The 14,964-nt window shown below is 42.1% G+C and carries 14 protein-coding genes; 11 read left to right on the plus strand and 3 right to left on the minus strand.

The window, feature by feature from the left end:
- Positions 1 to 78 precede the first annotated feature (78 nt).
- From FJ709_RS12565 to FJ709_RS12605, 9 genes are all read left to right on the plus strand, one after another.
- Positions 79 to 486, plus strand: coding sequence for a MerR family transcriptional regulator (locus FJ709_RS12565; protein ID WP_226410375.1), 408 nt, complete (start codon positions 79 to 81; stop codon positions 484 to 486).
- A 212-nt stretch (positions 487 to 698) separates the two neighbouring features.
- Positions 699 to 1,868: an isovaleryl-CoA dehydrogenase gene (locus tag FJ709_RS12570; RefSeq protein ID WP_226410376.1), complete on the plus strand. Its 1,170-nt coding sequence runs from the start codon at positions 699 to 701 to the stop codon at positions 1,866 to 1,868.
- A gap of 139 nt (positions 1,869 to 2,007) precedes the next feature.
- Positions 2,008 to 3,615 carry a carboxyl transferase domain-containing protein gene (locus FJ709_RS12575; RefSeq protein WP_226410377.1) on the plus strand — a complete coding sequence of 536 codons (1,608 nt, stop codon included), beginning with the start codon at positions 2,008 to 2,010 and terminating at the stop codon, positions 3,613 to 3,615.
- Between the two features lie 29 nt (positions 3,616 to 3,644).
- A complete protein-coding gene (locus tag FJ709_RS12580; protein WP_226410378.1) occupies positions 3,645 to 4,457 on the plus strand; it encodes an enoyl-CoA hydratase-related protein in 813 nt (270 codons plus the stop codon).
- Positions 4,457 to 6,493, plus strand: coding sequence for an acetyl/propionyl/methylcrotonyl-CoA carboxylase subunit alpha (locus FJ709_RS12585; protein WP_226410379.1), 2,037 nt, complete (start codon positions 4,457 to 4,459; stop codon positions 6,491 to 6,493). Before FJ709_RS12580 ends, FJ709_RS12585 begins: the two co-directional genes overlap by 1 nt.
- On the plus strand, positions 6,490 to 7,377 hold the full coding sequence (locus FJ709_RS12590; RefSeq protein WP_226410380.1) for a hydroxymethylglutaryl-CoA lyase: 888 nt from the start codon (positions 6,490 to 6,492) through the stop codon (positions 7,375 to 7,377). Before FJ709_RS12585 ends, FJ709_RS12590 begins: the two co-directional genes overlap by 4 nt.
- An 88-nt stretch (positions 7,378 to 7,465) precedes the next feature.
- A complete protein-coding gene (locus FJ709_RS12595; RefSeq protein ID WP_226410381.1) occupies positions 7,466 to 8,176 on the plus strand; it encodes a CoA transferase subunit A in 711 nt (236 codons plus the stop codon).
- A gap of 14 nt (positions 8,177 to 8,190) precedes the next feature.
- Positions 8,191 to 8,847 (plus strand): 3-oxoacid CoA-transferase subunit B, encoded by a 657-nt coding sequence (locus tag FJ709_RS12600; protein WP_226410382.1) that lies wholly within the window; start codon positions 8,191 to 8,193, stop codon positions 8,845 to 8,847.
- Between the two features lie 103 nt (positions 8,848 to 8,950).
- A complete protein-coding gene (locus FJ709_RS12605; RefSeq protein ID WP_226410383.1) occupies positions 8,951 to 9,472 on the plus strand; it encodes a GNAT family N-acetyltransferase in 522 nt (173 codons plus the stop codon).
- A gap of 111 nt (positions 9,473 to 9,583) precedes the next feature.
- Here FJ709_RS12605 and FJ709_RS12610 read toward each other — a convergent pair whose 3' ends face one another.
- Both FJ709_RS12610 and FJ709_RS12615 read right to left on the minus strand, forming a co-directional pair.
- Positions 9,584 to 10,579: a GGDEF domain-containing protein gene (locus tag FJ709_RS12610; protein WP_226410384.1), complete on the minus strand. Its 996-nt coding sequence runs from the start codon at positions 10,577 to 10,579 to the stop codon at positions 9,584 to 9,586.
- A gap of 341 nt (positions 10,580 to 10,920) precedes the next feature.
- The gene (locus tag FJ709_RS12615; protein WP_226410385.1) at positions 10,921 to 11,430 is read right to left on the minus strand and encodes a DUF1097 domain-containing protein; all 510 of its coding nucleotides are present in this window, start codon (positions 11,428 to 11,430) and stop codon (positions 10,921 to 10,923) included.
- Positions 11,431 to 11,871: 441 nt separating this feature from the next.
- On the opposite strand from FJ709_RS12615, the gene FJ709_RS12620 reads away from it, so the two are divergent.
- Positions 11,872 to 13,191 carry a coproporphyrinogen III oxidase family protein gene (locus tag FJ709_RS12620; RefSeq protein ID WP_226410386.1) on the plus strand — a complete coding sequence of 440 codons (1,320 nt, stop codon included), beginning with the start codon at positions 11,872 to 11,874 and terminating at the stop codon, positions 13,189 to 13,191.
- A 60-nt stretch (positions 13,192 to 13,251) separates the two neighbouring features.
- Here the strand turns inward: FJ709_RS12620 and FJ709_RS12625 are convergent, their stop codons facing one another.
- Entirely contained in the window at positions 13,252 to 13,797 is a 546-nt protein-coding gene (locus tag FJ709_RS12625) for a TlpA family protein disulfide reductase (protein ID WP_226410387.1), read from the minus strand.
- A 164-nt stretch (positions 13,798 to 13,961) separates the two neighbouring features.
- Here FJ709_RS12625 and FJ709_RS12630 point away from each other — a divergent pair, with 164 nt between their 5' ends.
- Positions 13,962 to 14,945, plus strand: a complete 984-nt coding sequence (locus FJ709_RS12630) for an alpha/beta fold hydrolase (RefSeq protein WP_226410388.1) — start codon at positions 13,962 to 13,964, stop codon at positions 14,943 to 14,945.
- The last annotated feature ends 19 nt before the right edge of the window (positions 14,946 to 14,964 follow it).

Below are 14,964 nucleotides of genomic sequence, written 5' to 3' on the forward strand. Positions count from 1 at the left end.
ATAGATTTTTTACCGCAAACTTTACCTTTACGTAAACTTCATATATCGTGCAACAAAAGAAACCTATTTGGTGAGATGATGAACGCTACAGTCAGCACCCAATCTACATACTCTATCAGTGATTTATCAAAAGAATTTGATATCACCACCCGCAGCATTCGTTTTTACGAAGACCAAGGCTTAATCAAGCCGAAGCGTCGTGGCCAAACACGCATATACACCCTAAAAGATCGCGTCAGACTGAAACTGATTTTACGCGGTAAACGTTTAGGCTTTTCATTGGCTGAAACTCGCCGCCTATTCGAACTTTACGATGCAGACAAATCAAGCACATCACAGCTCAATACCATGCTGGACTTAGTCAATGATAAAAAGGCCGCACTTCAGCAGCAAATGGATGACATTAAAGTGGTGCTGATGGAACTCAATTCTGCCGAGCAACAATGTAAATCAGCCTTAGAAACTAACAAGGCATCAAAAACATAAACGCGATTTATTTGACTATTATTACAAATATTGTCATTAAAAAATCGAGTGATATTTTAGTAAAAATGCCAGTAAAAATAGAACCGAATAATCGGTCATTAGCATCATCAATACCATTTAGCTGTTTAACGCAGCCTTTAAAAGACAAGCAAATGACGCCAAAACGCAACATAGCGTGGCGTCTCAAATAATAATTCAACAGGACATAAGCCATGAGCGATTTATACAGCAGCCTTAATTTCGGTTTGGGCGAAGATATTGATATGTTGCGCGACGCAGTTCGCAGTTTTGCCAGCAACGAAATTGCCCCCATTGCCGCACAAGTAGACCATGACAATGAGTTCCCTAATCACATGTGGACTCAGTTGGGTGATATGGGCTTGCTTGGTGTCACTGTGCCAGAGGAATTTGGTGGTGCAAACATGGGTTACTTAGCCCATGTTGTGGCAATGGAAGAAGTGTCACGGGCATCAGCCTCTATTGGTTTAAGCTATGGCGCGCATTCAAACTTATGTGTAAATCAAATCAACCGTAATGGTAATGCTGCGCAACGCGCAAAATATTTGCCCAAATTAGTCAGTGGTGAACATATTGGTGCACTTGCCATGAGTGAGCCTAATGCGGGTTCTGACGTAGTGTCGATGAAGCTCAGTGCCCGTAAAGAAGGCGACCGTTATATTCTTAATGGCAATAAAATGTGGATCACCAATGGTCCAGATGCACATACTTATGTGATTTATGCCAAAACTGATTTAGAAAAAGGCGCCCATGGTATCACCGCCTTCATCGTAGAACGTGGCTCTAAAGGTTTCAGCCAAGCGCAGAAATTAGATAAATTAGGCATGCGTGGTTCAAATACCTGTGAGTTAGTGTTTGAAGACTGTGAAGTGCCAGAAGAAAATATTTTAGGCGGACTGAACAATGGCGTAAAAGTACTTATGAGCGGCCTAGATTATGAACGCGTCGTACTGTCTGGCGGCCCACTTGGCATTATGGCAGCGTGTATGGACATCGTGGTGCCTTATATTCACGAGCGCGTCCAGTTTGGTCAATCTATCGGTGAATTCCAGCTTGTGCAGGGCAAAATTGCTGACATGTACACGGGGATGAACGCAGCAAGATCCTATGTTTATAACGTTGCTAAGTCTTGTGACCGTGGCGAAACCACCCGTAAAGATGCTGCTGGTGCAATTTTGTACAGTGCCGAATTAGCCACTAAAATGGCATTAGATGCCATTCAACTGCTTGGTGGCAATGGCTATGTGAACGACTATGCCACAGGCCGTTTATTACGTGATGCCAAACTATATGAAATAGGCGCCGGTACCTCAGAAATTCGCCGTATGCTTATCGGCCGTGAACTGTTTAACGAATCTAAATAATGGTCAATGCGTTAGCCTTATCAACACTTGTTCAAAGTGAATAGGTATGGCTAACAATTTTCCACTTGAGGGGTAAGTTAATCGGCGTAAACGCCCTCCCCCCTCAATACCCTATTTGTGCTCAATAAAGGATATTGACATGACGCACCTGAGCAGCAAGATAAATCCTCGTAGTGATGAATTCAAAGCTAAATATGATGATATGGCTTTGTTAGTCGAAGACCTGCAGCAAAAACTGGCAAAAATTGAACAAGGTGGTGGCCCTGTGGCGTGTGAACGTCATCTGTCACGTGGAAAATTATTACCCCGTCACCGAGTTGAAAAACTGCTCGATCCTGGTTCTCCTTTTCTAGAAATCGCTCAATTTGCTGCATTTGAAGTCTATGATGAAGATGTCCCTGCCGCAGGTGTTATTGCCGGTATTGGGCGTGTAAGCGGCGTCGAGTGTATGATTATTGCTAACGACGCCACAGTAAAAGGCGGCACTTACTACCCTATTACAGTGAAAAAGCATTTACGCGCACAGGACATCGCCAAACGCTGTCATTTACCGTGTATTTATCTGGTTGATTCAGGCGGGGCAAACTTGCCACGCCAGGACGAAGTATTTCCAGACCGCGATCATTTCGGGCGTATTTTTTACAATCAAGCACAAATGTCGGCCCTTGGCATTCCGCAAATTGCCGTGGTAATGGGTTTATGTACCGCAGGTGGTGCTTATGTACCTGCAATGGCAGATGAATCGATTATTGTTAAAGATCAAGGCACCATCTTTTTAGCTGGGCCTCCTCTAGTTAAAGCAGCAACTGGCGAAGAAGTATCAGCGGAAGAATTAGGTGGCGCAGAAGTGCATACCAAAATATCCGGTGTTGCCGATCACTTAGCTCAAAACGATGATCATGCATTAGAGCTTGCACGTCGGGCAGTACTGCGCCTAAATCATCAAAAAACGATTTCCAGCATGCTTAGCCCAGTAAAACCGCCTAAGTATGATATTCATGAACTTTACGGCATTGTCGGAACCGATCTTAAAAAGCCATTTGATGTTAAAGAAGTCATTGGTCGTATCGTCGATGATTCAGACTTTGACGAGTTTAAGGCCAATTACGGTGCAACATTGGTCTGTGGCTTTGCCCGCATTCATGGTTACCCTGTTGGTATTGTTGCCAACAATGGCATTTTGTTCTCCGAGTCGGCTCAAAAAGGCGCTCACTTTATTGAGCTATGTTGCCAACGTAAAATTCCATTACTGTTCTTACAGAACATTACCGGGTTTATGGTCGGTAAGAAGTACGAACATGAAGGCATTGCCAAGCACGGTGCCAAAATGGTTACCGCTGTATCTTGTGCCAACGTGCCTAAATTTACCGTGATTATTGGCGGCAGTTATGGCGCAGGTAACTATGGCATGTGTGGCCGAGCATTTGAACCCACTATGATGTGGATGTGGCCAAACGCGCGCATTTCAGTCATGGGCGGTGAACAAGCAGCAGGCGTTCTTGCTACAGTTCGTCGTGATGGTTTAGCCCGTAAAGGGGTTGAATGGACCAGCGAAGAAGAACAAGCATTCAGAAAGCCTATTGTTGAGCAATATGACAAAGAAGGTCATCCATACCATGCCAGTGCCCGCCTGTGGGACGATGGTATTATCGACCCAGCACAAACCCGTGATGTGGTAGGTTTAGCGTTATCAGCGGCATTAAATGCGCCTATTGAAGACACCAAGTTTGGTGTGTTCCGCATGTAATTGCGTTCAATCAATAGGAGCATTAAAAAATGATTAAAAATGATTTTCAACACATCCAATGTCATCTTAACCAAGGCGTGGGTGAGTTAATATTAAATCGCGCAGAAAAACATAATGCGTTTGATGAAGTGATGATTAATGAAATGATTATCGCCATCGAACAGTTTGCCGATTCATCAGAATGCCAAATTTTGGTACTGCGTGCCAATGGAAAAAACTTCAGTGCTGGGGCGGATCTTAATTGGATGCGCAAGCAAGCCAAAATGGATTTCGAGCAAAATCTCACAGATGCCCATGAACTTGCCAAACTGATGCATGTGCTTGATAAATTCCCTAAACCGAGTATCGCACTGGTTAATGGAGCAGCCTTTGGTGGCGCATTAGGGTTAATTTGTTGCTGCGACATCGCGATTGCCAATCAAGCTGCCAGCTTTTGTTTAAGCGAAGTCAAACTTGGCTTAATTCCAGCGGTGATTAGTCCTTATGTAGTGCGCGCTATGGGTAATCGCCAAGCCAGACGCTATATGTTAACTGCAGAGCGTTTTAGTGCTAAAGAAGCCCTTAAACAACAGGTTATTCACGCCATTGATGATGATCTAGATGCAGCAGCAGCGCCTTTTATTACCGCCTTTAAAGCGAACAGTCCACAAGGTATGGCATGGGTTAAAACCTTAGTGGCTCGACTAGAAGACGGTGTAATTGATGATGCAACACTGAGCTACACCAGTGAACAGATTGCCCGTATTCGAGTCTCTGATGAAGGCCAAGAAGGCCTAAATGCCTTTTTCGAAAAACGCTCTCCGGCTTGGCAACATGCCGCCGTCCCTCAAGGAGCCAAATAATGATTACTAAATTACTGATAGCCAACCGTGGTGAAATTGCCTGCCGTATTATTAAAACGGCTAAGGCCATGGGTGTACGTACCATAGCCTTATATTCTGATGCCGATAAAGATGCCCTTCATGTCGCTATGGCGGATGAGTCTTATCACCTGGGTGGCAGTGCCCCAGCGGATTCATATTTAAAAGCCGATTTGATTATTGATATTGCCAAACGTTCTGGCGCCGAAGCCATTCACCCAGGTTATGGCTTTTTGTCTGAAAATGCGGAGTTTGCCCGTAAGTGCGAGCAGAACGGTATTGCTTTTGTCGGTCCTGGTAGTGATGCCATTGATGCCATGGGCAGTAAAAGTGCGGCAAAACAGATTATGGGTAAGGCGAATGTGCCATTAGTGCCTGGCTATCATGGTGATGATCAAAGCGATGAAAATTTAGTTTTTCAAGCCACACAAGTCGGCTTTCCACTACTCATTAAGGCTGCATATGGCGGTGGTGGTAAAGGCATGCGCATCGTTGAAAATGACGGTGAAACCCTTGAAGCTATTCGCTCTGCTCGTCGTGAAGCCACCTCATCATTTGGTAATGATAAATTATTAATGGAGCGTTACTTACGTCAGCCACGCCATGTAGAAGTTCAAGTTTTTGCCGACAGTAAAGGCAACGCTATCTATTTATCAGATCGTGATTGCTCTATTCAACGCCGTCACCAAAAAGTGGTTGAAGAAGCGCCGGCGCCAGGTTTGTCAGATGAGCTTCGTGTTCAAATGGGTGAAGCAGCAGTTGCTGCTGCCAAAGCCATTGATTATGTAGGCGCAGGTACGGTTGAGTTTCTACTTGATACCGATAACAGCTTCTACTTCATGGAAATGAATACTCGTTTACAAGTTGAACATCCAGTGACAGAAATGGTCACAGGCCAAGACTTAGTAAAATGGCAGCTTCTAGTCGCCAGTGGTGGAGAATTACCGCTAAAACAAGATGAAGTGCGCATTCATGGTCACTCATTTGAAGTGCGTATTTACGCAGAAGACCCACAGAATGAGTTTTTACCCGCTAGCGGTAAACTGAATTTTTTACGTGAACCTGAGCAAAACCGTCATGTGCGTATTGACTCAGGCATCCGTGAAAACGATGTAATCAGTAATTTCTATGACCCAATGATCGCTAAATTGATTGTATGGGATGAAACTCGTCCACGTGCCTTACATCGCTTAGTTAATGCACTAGAGTCATATCAAATAAGTGGCCTTAAGCATAACATTGAGTTTTTAGCCAATATTGCTGAACACCCCGCGTTTGCCAAAGCAGATTTTTGTACCGACTTTATCGAGCGCTATGGCAATACTTTAATTGGCGATGCTAGCAGTGAATCTGATACTGCGATTGCCCTCGCCGGTTTATATCAGGTGCTATTACGTCAGCAACAAGCAAAAGTGAATGCCGTTAATAGCAACGATCCCTATTCTCCCTGGGGGCAAGTCAGTGGCTTTAGATTAAACAGTGCTAGCATTCATCATGTTGCCCTACTTGATGAAAAACATGAACTGCAAAACTTACTGATGACAGACTTAGGCAGCGCATTGCACTTAGGCCTAAATGGCCAGGCGCTAAAACTAGCCGGTCAAATTAAAGGTGATGTGTTGTTTGCTGAAATTAATGGCCATAAAAGTAAAGTGCCTGTCAGCTGTGATGGTGACGACTTTACCTTGTTTCTCCCTAGCGGCAGTTACCACTTTACCGCAGTGCTTGCACAAGTTGCCGATGAAACCATTAACAGCGCAGATAAGTTAAAAGCGCCAATGAACGGCACAGTGGTGACTCATCTTGTTGAAGTGGGCGCAACCGTTAAAGCGGGACAAGGCCTATTAGTGATGGAAGCCATGAAAATGGAGTACACCATAGAAGCCCCATTTGATGGCGTAGTCACCGAGTTTTACTTCCAAAGTGGTGAGTTAGTTAGCGATGGCGTACAGCTGTTACATGTCGAAGAGTCTGTCAAGCAAGCGACTACGGAAACTGAAAAGGAAGCTAAAACATGATGCCATCAAAGGTGAGCATTTTTGAAGTTGGCGCCCGTGACGGTTTACAAAATGAAGTACCCGTGTCCACTGCCGCTAAACTGCAGCTTATTGCAGACTTGGCAGCAGCGGGCATAACTCGCATTGAAGCGGGCAGCTTTGTGTCACCTAAATGGGTGCCACAAATGGCTGACTCAGGTGACATATTTAGCCAAATGTCACGGGTAAAAGGTGTAACTTACAGCGCCTTAACCCCAAATCTGAAAGGTTTTGAGCTCGCGCTAGCCTCTGGCGCCGATGAGGTGGCAATATTTGGCGCCGCTTCAGAGAGCTTCAGTCAGAAAAATATTAATTGCTCAATTGATGAGTCAATTGAGCGCTTTATGCCATTGATGCAACAAGCAAAACAGCACAATATTGCTGTGCGTGGTTATGTCTCATGCGTACTTGGTTGCCCCTATGAAGGTCACATCGATGTCAATGAAGTCGCCCGAGTGTCTGAAATTCTTTACAAAATGGGCTGTTATGAGATTTCACTGGGTGACACCATAGGTATTGGCACACCATCAAATGCCCGTAAAATGGTAGAAGCGGTGGCGAGTGTCGTACCTGTAAACAAGCTTGCACTGCACTTTCACGACACCTACGGACAAGCATTGGCTAATATTTTAGCCTGCTTAGACATGGGGGTTACCAGTTTTGATGCATCTGTCGCGGGGTTGGGCGGATGTCCTTATGCTAAGGGCGCCTCAGGAAACTTAGCGACTGAAGACTTAGTTTACATGCTTCATGGTATGGGGATTGAGACAGGTATCGACCTAAACATGCTTGCTATAGCGGGTAATAATATCAGCCAAATTATTGGCCGTAAAAGTGCCTCAAAAGTCGCTAATGCATTAGCCTAATTTAGATGGGCAACGAACTTATTTTAAGCTGCTGACTCAAATAATACTCAGCATCTATTAAACATAATAACGAGAAAAGGACAGCACAATGGCAGGTTTCAATAAAGTCGTTCACAGCTATGACGAAGCGCTAGCTGGGCTGACAGATAACATGACCTTAATGGTTGGCGGGTTTGGTTTGTGTGGTATTCCTGAAGGCTTAATTAACCATATGGTTAAATTAGGCGTGACGGGGTTAACCGCTATTTCAAACAATGCTGGGGTAGATGATTTCGGTTTAGGTTTGTTACTCAAACAACGCCAAATTGCCACCATGATAGCGTCTTACGTCGGCGAAAATGCCACCTTTGAACAACAAATGTTGTCAGGTGAATTGAACGTCATTTTAACCCCACAAGGTACTTTGGCCGAAAAGATTCGCGCCGGTGGTGCTGGTATTCCTGCTTTTTTCACCGCAACAGGTTACGGCACACCCATTGCAGACGGTAAAGAAACCCGCGAAATCAAAGGCCGACATTATGTGTTAGAAGAATCACTTACCGCAGACTTTGCGTTAGTACGTGCCTGGAAAGCAGACACTATGGGTAATTTAGTATTCCGTAAAACGGCTGCTAACTTTAACCCTATGATGGCCACTGCAGGTAAAATTACCGTGGTTGAAGCTGAAGAAATTGTTCAGCCAGGCGAGCTTGACCCTAACCATATTCATACCCCAGGGATTTATGTTGATCGCGTGATCAAAGCCAGCTTTGAAAAACGCATTGAGCAACGTACCGTCACCCAAGCAACTGCTAAATAAAGGAGAGCAAGCACATGGCTTTAACCAGAGAACAACTTGCTCAACGTGTAGCAAAAGAAATGCAAGACGGCTTTTACGTCAACCTAGGTATTGGTATTCCTACCCTTGTGGCTAACTATATTCCACAGGGCATGCAGGTAATGCTGCAATCTGAAAATGGTTTATTAGGCATGGGACCATTTCCAACCGAAGACGCTATCGATGCTGATTTAATCAACGCCGGTAAACAAACCGTGACCGCTGTTGATGGTGCATCATTTTTCTCATCAGCAGAGAGCTTTGCCATGATCCGCGGTGGGCATGTCGATTTAACGGTACTGGGTGCATTTGAAGTTGATGTCAATGGCTCCATCGCCTCTTGGATGATCCCAGGTAAGCTCATTAAAGGCATGGGCGGCGCAATGGATTTAGTGGCTGGCGCTGAAAATATCATCGTCACCATGATGCATGCAGACAAACACGGTAACTCTAAGTTATTGCCTTTATGTGAGCTACCGTTAACGGGTTACGGCTGTATTAAGCGTGTAATGACCGACTTAGCCTTTATCGAAATCAAAGACGGCGCATTCTACTTACTTGAGCGTGCACCTGGTGTATCGGTAAAAGAGATTATCGCTAAAACGGCAGGTAAATTAGTTGTGCCTGAGCATGTGCCTGAAATGGTGTTTTAGTCTATAAGATAAATACTGAACAAACTTAAAAGCGCACTTACAGAGAAGTGTGCTTTTTTATTAGCAACACTAATGAAATCAATCTTTAGAGCATCAAATCGATATGAATTTAGTTTTACCAAGCCTCGAATATCTGCAAAGCTATCATGGTTACATCAACGAATTGGGCAATGAAGAGCGCTATCCTTTCGTATTAGATTTTGATTATCAAGATTTCACCGCCTATTTGATTAAAATCAAACATTTCTCAGAAGGCATAAACCTGCCCTGCGGCTATGTTCCTAGTAGTACATTCTGGCTAATTCATCACAATGAAATAGTGGGTGTGACTAATTTGCGTCATCATCTAAACCCTCAAATTAAGCATTGTGGTGGCCATATTGGTTTAAGTATTCGGCCATCTAAAAGAGGCGCAGGTTTAGGTATTCTGTTAATGAAACTCTCTATTGAAAAGCTCCATTCAATGGGCAACAGTGAACTACACATTCATTGTTATGAATCTAATTTAGCCTCCGAACGGGCAATTATCTGCAATGGTGGGGTTTTCGACTCTGCTATAAAAAGTGATTCACACATAGTTAAAAGATATATTATTAACCTTGCGGCTTGTTTAAAGTCAAAATAATATCAACACCTTACTTTGACGAGCTTAATTTAATACCATTATATAACCCTATCAGCAGTGTTATAGAATGGTTTTAATGGCTTGCAAACCGCTTAAAATGGCTATTTCCCTCTATTTATCCAATCGCGACACAACTCGATTTCGTCCTGATTTTTTAGCAGCATAAAGTGCAATATCACTTTGCTTTAACCATTCCTCTAACGAATCATTAATACGCAATTCAGCCACCCCTATACTGCAGGACACATTCACAGGTACGCCGTCAAAGTCGGTTTGGTAAACCGCTTGCTTTAGCCTTTGAGCCATCTCCAATGCTTTTTGCAAATCACAATCTTCATATTGAACTAAAAACTCTTCTCCACCAAAACGAAACAGCTTAGCCTCGGCGGGAAGTAAATGCTTTATCACCTCACTGAACTGCGTCAGTAGCTTATCGCCCACTAAATGGCCGTAGGTGTCATTAACCGTTTTAAAATGATCGATATCGATTAATAACAGACTAGTATCCGTTCCTGTATGCTTAAACGATTCAATACTGCTACTTAAACTGGTGGCTAAATTTTTTCTATTTAATGCGCCAGTTAACTCGTCTGTGGTAGCCAAATAAATAAGCGCAGCCTTTTGTTTTGCAATGATGTAAGCAAATATCGCCGCAAAAATAATGCAATCGAACATTGCCACCCCAAAGCGCCATACAAGGGAGTAAGTTTCAATATTGAGCGCAGCGATCAAACAGGTTAACACGTAAAAACTACTGATGAAGGATGCGTTTTTAAAATTAAAGATAAAGAAAAAAATAAAGATTGTTGGAAAAACATAGATTAACGATTTATAACCTAAAGAATAACAAGATATTGCAATCGTAATACACACTAATATTAAGGTAATTTGTTTGTGTAATATAGTCCCACGATGCTTGATCTCAAGTACCAATGAAATCAATATCGGTAACAAGGCTAACGAGAAAAGGGTAAACAAAAACAAGTCATCATGGGTCAAACGATACAAAGCGTAGATAAAAAATGTGAACAAAGCGGCCAGATGAAAGGCTATTGAAGCGTTCCTTGGTAACCTTTTCGAATCCTGAAGTGCAGTCATATACTTCATAAAGCATCCTTTATAATTTTTATTGGAGGATTTATGCAACGTCATAGAGAACGCTAAAGTAACTAGCGTACAAAGTGAGTTATTTTTTAGAGTATAGACTAAAATACTTGCTTCACGGCAACCGAAAAACAACCATAGAAAATCAACAGCGTATGAAAATGTCAGGGTGATAAAACTTCAGAAGCGGTTTTGAATCGTTAATCTGTAACAGGAGTTGGAATTGGAATTAGACTAAATCTATTTTTAAGGCAAGTAATCTAAATTGAAAATATGGTTATTATCACAAGGGTAAATGCAGCCAGTATTTACTGTTTTGACTGCATTTATTGTATTAACCATGACTACAGCTCTTTTGCTGCATTGTCGCTAACAATGGTCACCTGTGGCGTTATACTTTGTCTATTTTGTGTAAAGGTAATTAACCGCTCAGTCAGCAAGCTCATGCTATATCCCAGTACAGCACCAATAGCTAATGGAGGCACTATCGCAGCGATATCAGCGTTCATCGCAAAAGTAATACAGCAACCAATAAATGCACCGGGGATGAAGGCAAGACGTTTATGGCTGGCTTGTAAACACATCAGGCTGGTGACAATTCCCGTTAGTGCGTAACTGATAATGGGTGAGCCAAAAAAAGTGCTGCCGACGATAATCAGCCACCCCCAGAAAACACCTGACAAGTTAGTACTCATTGCCATTAACATGCCTTTAAAGCCGCTTTCGGTTTGAGCAAAAAAGGTACTGCAACCTAAAAACCCAATCCAGGTCACTAGCTGGAATACATCTGCAACTCCTGCCCATAAAGCGGCTAATAAGCCCGCTGAAAGTGCAATTTGCCAACGATACTGCATGACTCACTCCAACTAAATTGTTTTAATAATAGAAATAACTATTCCCAAAAATACCACAATAACAATCGATTTCAATATTTAATTGTGATGTGAAAAAGAAGATACAAAATCTATGAACAACATCAAATATCTCGCTTATTTGTGAACATAAAATCCCTTATGACAGGCAACCTCTAAATTTTCTAGCAAGAATTAAGTGATCAAAGATTATTGCCAAGATAAATTGGATCATAAAAAACACCCACGTAAGGCGAGTAATACGTGATGTACCTCAAGCTTTACCGATAAAGAAAGCTTAATCAATAAATGCAGCTCTTTTCATGCGTAGGGCGACAGTTTCTCTTTATCAGTTAATTTAATCTAACGGTATGAACAGGGTTGATTGTTTTCAGGAATGGGGATTAGCACTATTTTATTACATCTAAAGATTAAGGGCTCACCATGAAAAATTCTTTCTCATCCTTAAGATTGAATCTAGCAACAACAAGCCTTGATTGGGTTATGGAACACACGATAAAGCATTCATTAAGCCTTAAAAATGCTGTCACTCTTGATGAGTTACAGCCACATAATGTGCCTCAGTCCCCAATTGAAACCCTTTATATCCATATTCCTTTTTGCCATACCCTTTGTCGTTTTTGTTCGTTCCATAAAGTCAAATTTAACGAACATATTGCCAGGGAGTATTTTCAAGCTCTAAGGCAAGAAATACGCGCAGTACTCACCCAAGGTTATCGCTTTAACCGGGTTTATATTGGCGGTGGCACGACGACTATTTTAGAAGATGAACTGATTAACACTATCGAGATGATAAAATCATTAACCTCGGTACGTGAAGTATCATGTGAGAGCGACCCAATCTATTTTAAAGAGGGCAATCCACACTTACTAAAAGGGCTAGTCGACCGCATGTCTATTGGCATACAAAGCTTTGATGATAAGATATTAAAAGCCAGCGGACGATTTGAAAAATTTGGCAGTGGTTTACAACAAGCTGAGTATGTCAGCCGAGCCATTGAGGTTATTCCAACGGTTAATGTAGACATGATGTATGGCTTTAACATACAAACACCTGAAACCATTGCCAACGATTTAGCGCAAACTATTCGCTTACATCCAGATCAAATTACCACTTATCCACTAACAATCGGTATTGGTAAAAATAGTAAAAAGGCGGCTTGCCTAGCGGGTCAAGCCAACGAATTATGGCCACAGTTTTTAGCTGTCAAAAAAGCAATGTCTGAGCACTATGTTATGGAGTTTCCTTGGACTTTTAGCCGAAACTATGGCAAACCGGTAAAAAATAAATATGTATTAGATGGTGAAGACTGTTTTGGCGTAGGATCGGGAGCATTTGGTCGTTTTGGTGAACAGTTTCGCATTTCAAGCTTTGATATTCCCGATTATATCAATCGTATCAATGCGGGTCATACTGGCACTTGCTATACCAAACCATTAGAGAAAAAAGCACTGTTACAACATCATTTAATGATGATGATGGGACATGGCGTGTTAGATAATAAGCTATTAAAAAACCATACTGGCTATAGTTTATGGCAAGCTTTCCCTATAGAAATGACTTACCTGCTATCTGCTGGTGCGCTTATTAAACAAGGAGACCAATACCATACAAACACACAGGGCCAATTTATTGCTTTGAAAATGTTCTCAGGTTTTTTAGCTGGAATGGATTACCTGCGCGAACAAGCAAGGGAATTCCCCTTATCAATGCAGAATTCACCAAGCTCATATCGCGGCTAGTTATAATGAGTCATGCCATTAGGTGTCGTATTATAAATGACATTAACATCTACCTTAATATTATTGTGAGTCATCAATCTCCAATAAATACCCAAGGGCTTTTGATAACTGTGGCGAATCAGGATCGGAAATCCGGGTTGTCCAAACCACATCACCTTTTCTATCGATAAATATTGTTGTCGGTGTACCCGTAACGCCGTATTGTTTTGCAACCGCATCACCCAGAATAAGTGTCGGCATGCCTATGCCACGGTCAGTTAACGACTGCGCGGGTGTCGCCCCTTCATCCTCATTAAAGCTTATCGCCATCATAACCAAATCAGTCTGTTTATTTTCCAGCCTTAAGCGTTCAAGTTCTGGTTGTAACTTTTTACAATAGGGGCACCAAGTCGCCCAAAAGTGCAGCACTATAGGTTTTCCCTTATGCTCACTTAAGGTAAACAGCTGCCCTTTTGCATCTCGTAAGCTGAAATCACTGGTTGGGCCAGCTCCAGCACTCGCATAGGTCGACATCAATATCAGCGGTAGCAAAATGAGTAATTTACCGCGCGTTAACCAATGCGAAATCGCATACAATGACGAAAACGATGTCACAAATTTATCCATGGTAATAACCTTTTTTAAGAAATTGATTTATACAACATGTGGCAAGATTCAAATACTAGACCGACAATATGACGTTTTGTATTCAATTAATAATAGTTAGTAAAGAATTTAACAGTGTTTACCACTATAGTAGTTTAGATTAACTTGTGTTCTATGTTAGATGAATGCGAGTACTTTTTGCCTTATTTAATCAAGGTCTACCTGCAATAAAGGAAGTCATGCCTAATAACAACATAAACGGATCAAACACTCATAATCAGTGGCCTACCCAATGGCATCAAACAGGATTTTTCTATCCATTTATCGATGAAAAAGGCATTCAACGACAGATTTTTATCAATCAGGCTAAGAGTGATAAACCTTGTTTATTGTTGATCCATGGGTTTCCGACTAGTAGTTACGACTGGCATCTGCTTTGGTTTCACCTAAGTAAACATTTTAATCTGCTCACGTTAGACTTATTAGGTTATGGTTTATCAGATAAACCCAGTGATATTGATTACTCTTTTGCTTTGCAAGCTGACATTATTGAAGATGTATTGGCTCATCTTGGTATTCAACATTTTCACATTCTTGCCCATGATTACGGCGACACGGTTACGCAAGAGTTATTAGCCCGTCATGGTGACGCCGGCATTGATAGCGGTTTCGCCATCGACAGTACGATATTGTTAAATGGAGGGTTATTTCCTGAAACAACTCAACCCATCTTGATCCAACGTTTACTTTTGAGTCCATTAGGATTTGTTATCGCTAAGATGTTTTCATTTAAAAAATTTAAGCAAAATTTTGATTACATTTGTTACCAACCGTTACCCGTAGCGGAACTGGCGATTCATTGGCAGCTAATAACACAAAACCAGGGGACTAAAGTAATCCATAAGATTATTCAATATATTCGCGAACGCAAACTACACCGAGAACGTTGGGTGAGTGCATTGCAGCAATATAAAATGCCGCTGCGATTTATCAATGGGATCTGTGACCCCGTTTCAGGCCAAGATACCCTTATTCGTTTTGAACAGCTTATTGAACAAGCTGACACAGTTGCTTTAGTGGAAACAGGTCATTACCCTCAACTAGAAAAACCAAAAGCCGTTTTGCAGCACTGCACTAGTTTTTGGCTACAGCATAAAATTATTATTTAAAACAATGACAAGATTGTTA

Source organism: Shewanella glacialimarina, assembly GCF_020511155.1.
Classification (GTDB): Bacteria; Pseudomonadota; Gammaproteobacteria; order Enterobacterales; family Shewanellaceae; genus Shewanella; species Shewanella glacialimarina.

Bases quoted from the DNA above. Each gene is read 5' to 3' on its own strand.
- FJ709_RS12610 (WP_226410384.1), bottom strand. From the start codon at position 10,579: ATGAAGTATATGACTGCACTTCAGGATTCGAAAAGGTTACCAAGGAAC.
- FJ709_RS12600 (WP_226410382.1), top strand. From the start codon at position 8,191: ATGGCTTTAACCAGAGAACAACTTGCTCAACGTGTAGCAAAAGAAATG.
- FJ709_RS12630 (WP_226410388.1), top strand. From the start codon at position 13,962: ATGCGAGTACTTTTTGCCTTATTTAATCAAGGTCTACCTGCAATAAAG.
- FJ709_RS12585 (WP_226410379.1), top strand. From the start codon at position 4,457: ATGATTACTAAATTACTGATAGCCAACCGTGGTGAAATTGCCTGCCGT.
- FJ709_RS12615 (WP_226410385.1), bottom strand. From the start codon at position 11,430: ATGCAGTATCGTTGGCAAATTGCACTTTCAGCGGGCTTATTAGCCGCT.
- FJ709_RS12570 (WP_226410376.1), top strand. From the start codon at position 699: ATGAGCGATTTATACAGCAGCCTTAATTTCGGTTTGGGCGAAGATATT.
- FJ709_RS12595 (WP_226410381.1), top strand. From the start codon at position 7,466: ATGGCAGGTTTCAATAAAGTCGTTCACAGCTATGACGAAGCGCTAGCT.
- FJ709_RS12625 (WP_226410387.1), bottom strand. From the start codon at position 13,797: ATGGATAAATTTGTGACATCGTTTTCGTCATTGTATGCGATTTCGCAT.
- FJ709_RS12620 (WP_226410386.1), top strand. From the start codon at position 11,872: ATGAAAAATTCTTTCTCATCCTTAAGATTGAATCTAGCAACAACAAGC.
- FJ709_RS12565 (WP_226410375.1), top strand. From the start codon at position 79: ATGAACGCTACAGTCAGCACCCAATCTACATACTCTATCAGTGATTTA.
- FJ709_RS12605 (WP_226410383.1), top strand. From the start codon at position 8,951: ATGAATTTAGTTTTACCAAGCCTCGAATATCTGCAAAGCTATCATGGT.
- FJ709_RS12590 (WP_226410380.1), top strand. From the start codon at position 6,490: ATGATGCCATCAAAGGTGAGCATTTTTGAAGTTGGCGCCCGTGACGGT.
- FJ709_RS12580 (WP_226410378.1), top strand. From the start codon at position 3,645: ATGATTAAAAATGATTTTCAACACATCCAATGTCATCTTAACCAAGGC.
- FJ709_RS12575 (WP_226410377.1), top strand. From the start codon at position 2,008: ATGACGCACCTGAGCAGCAAGATAAATCCTCGTAGTGATGAATTCAAA.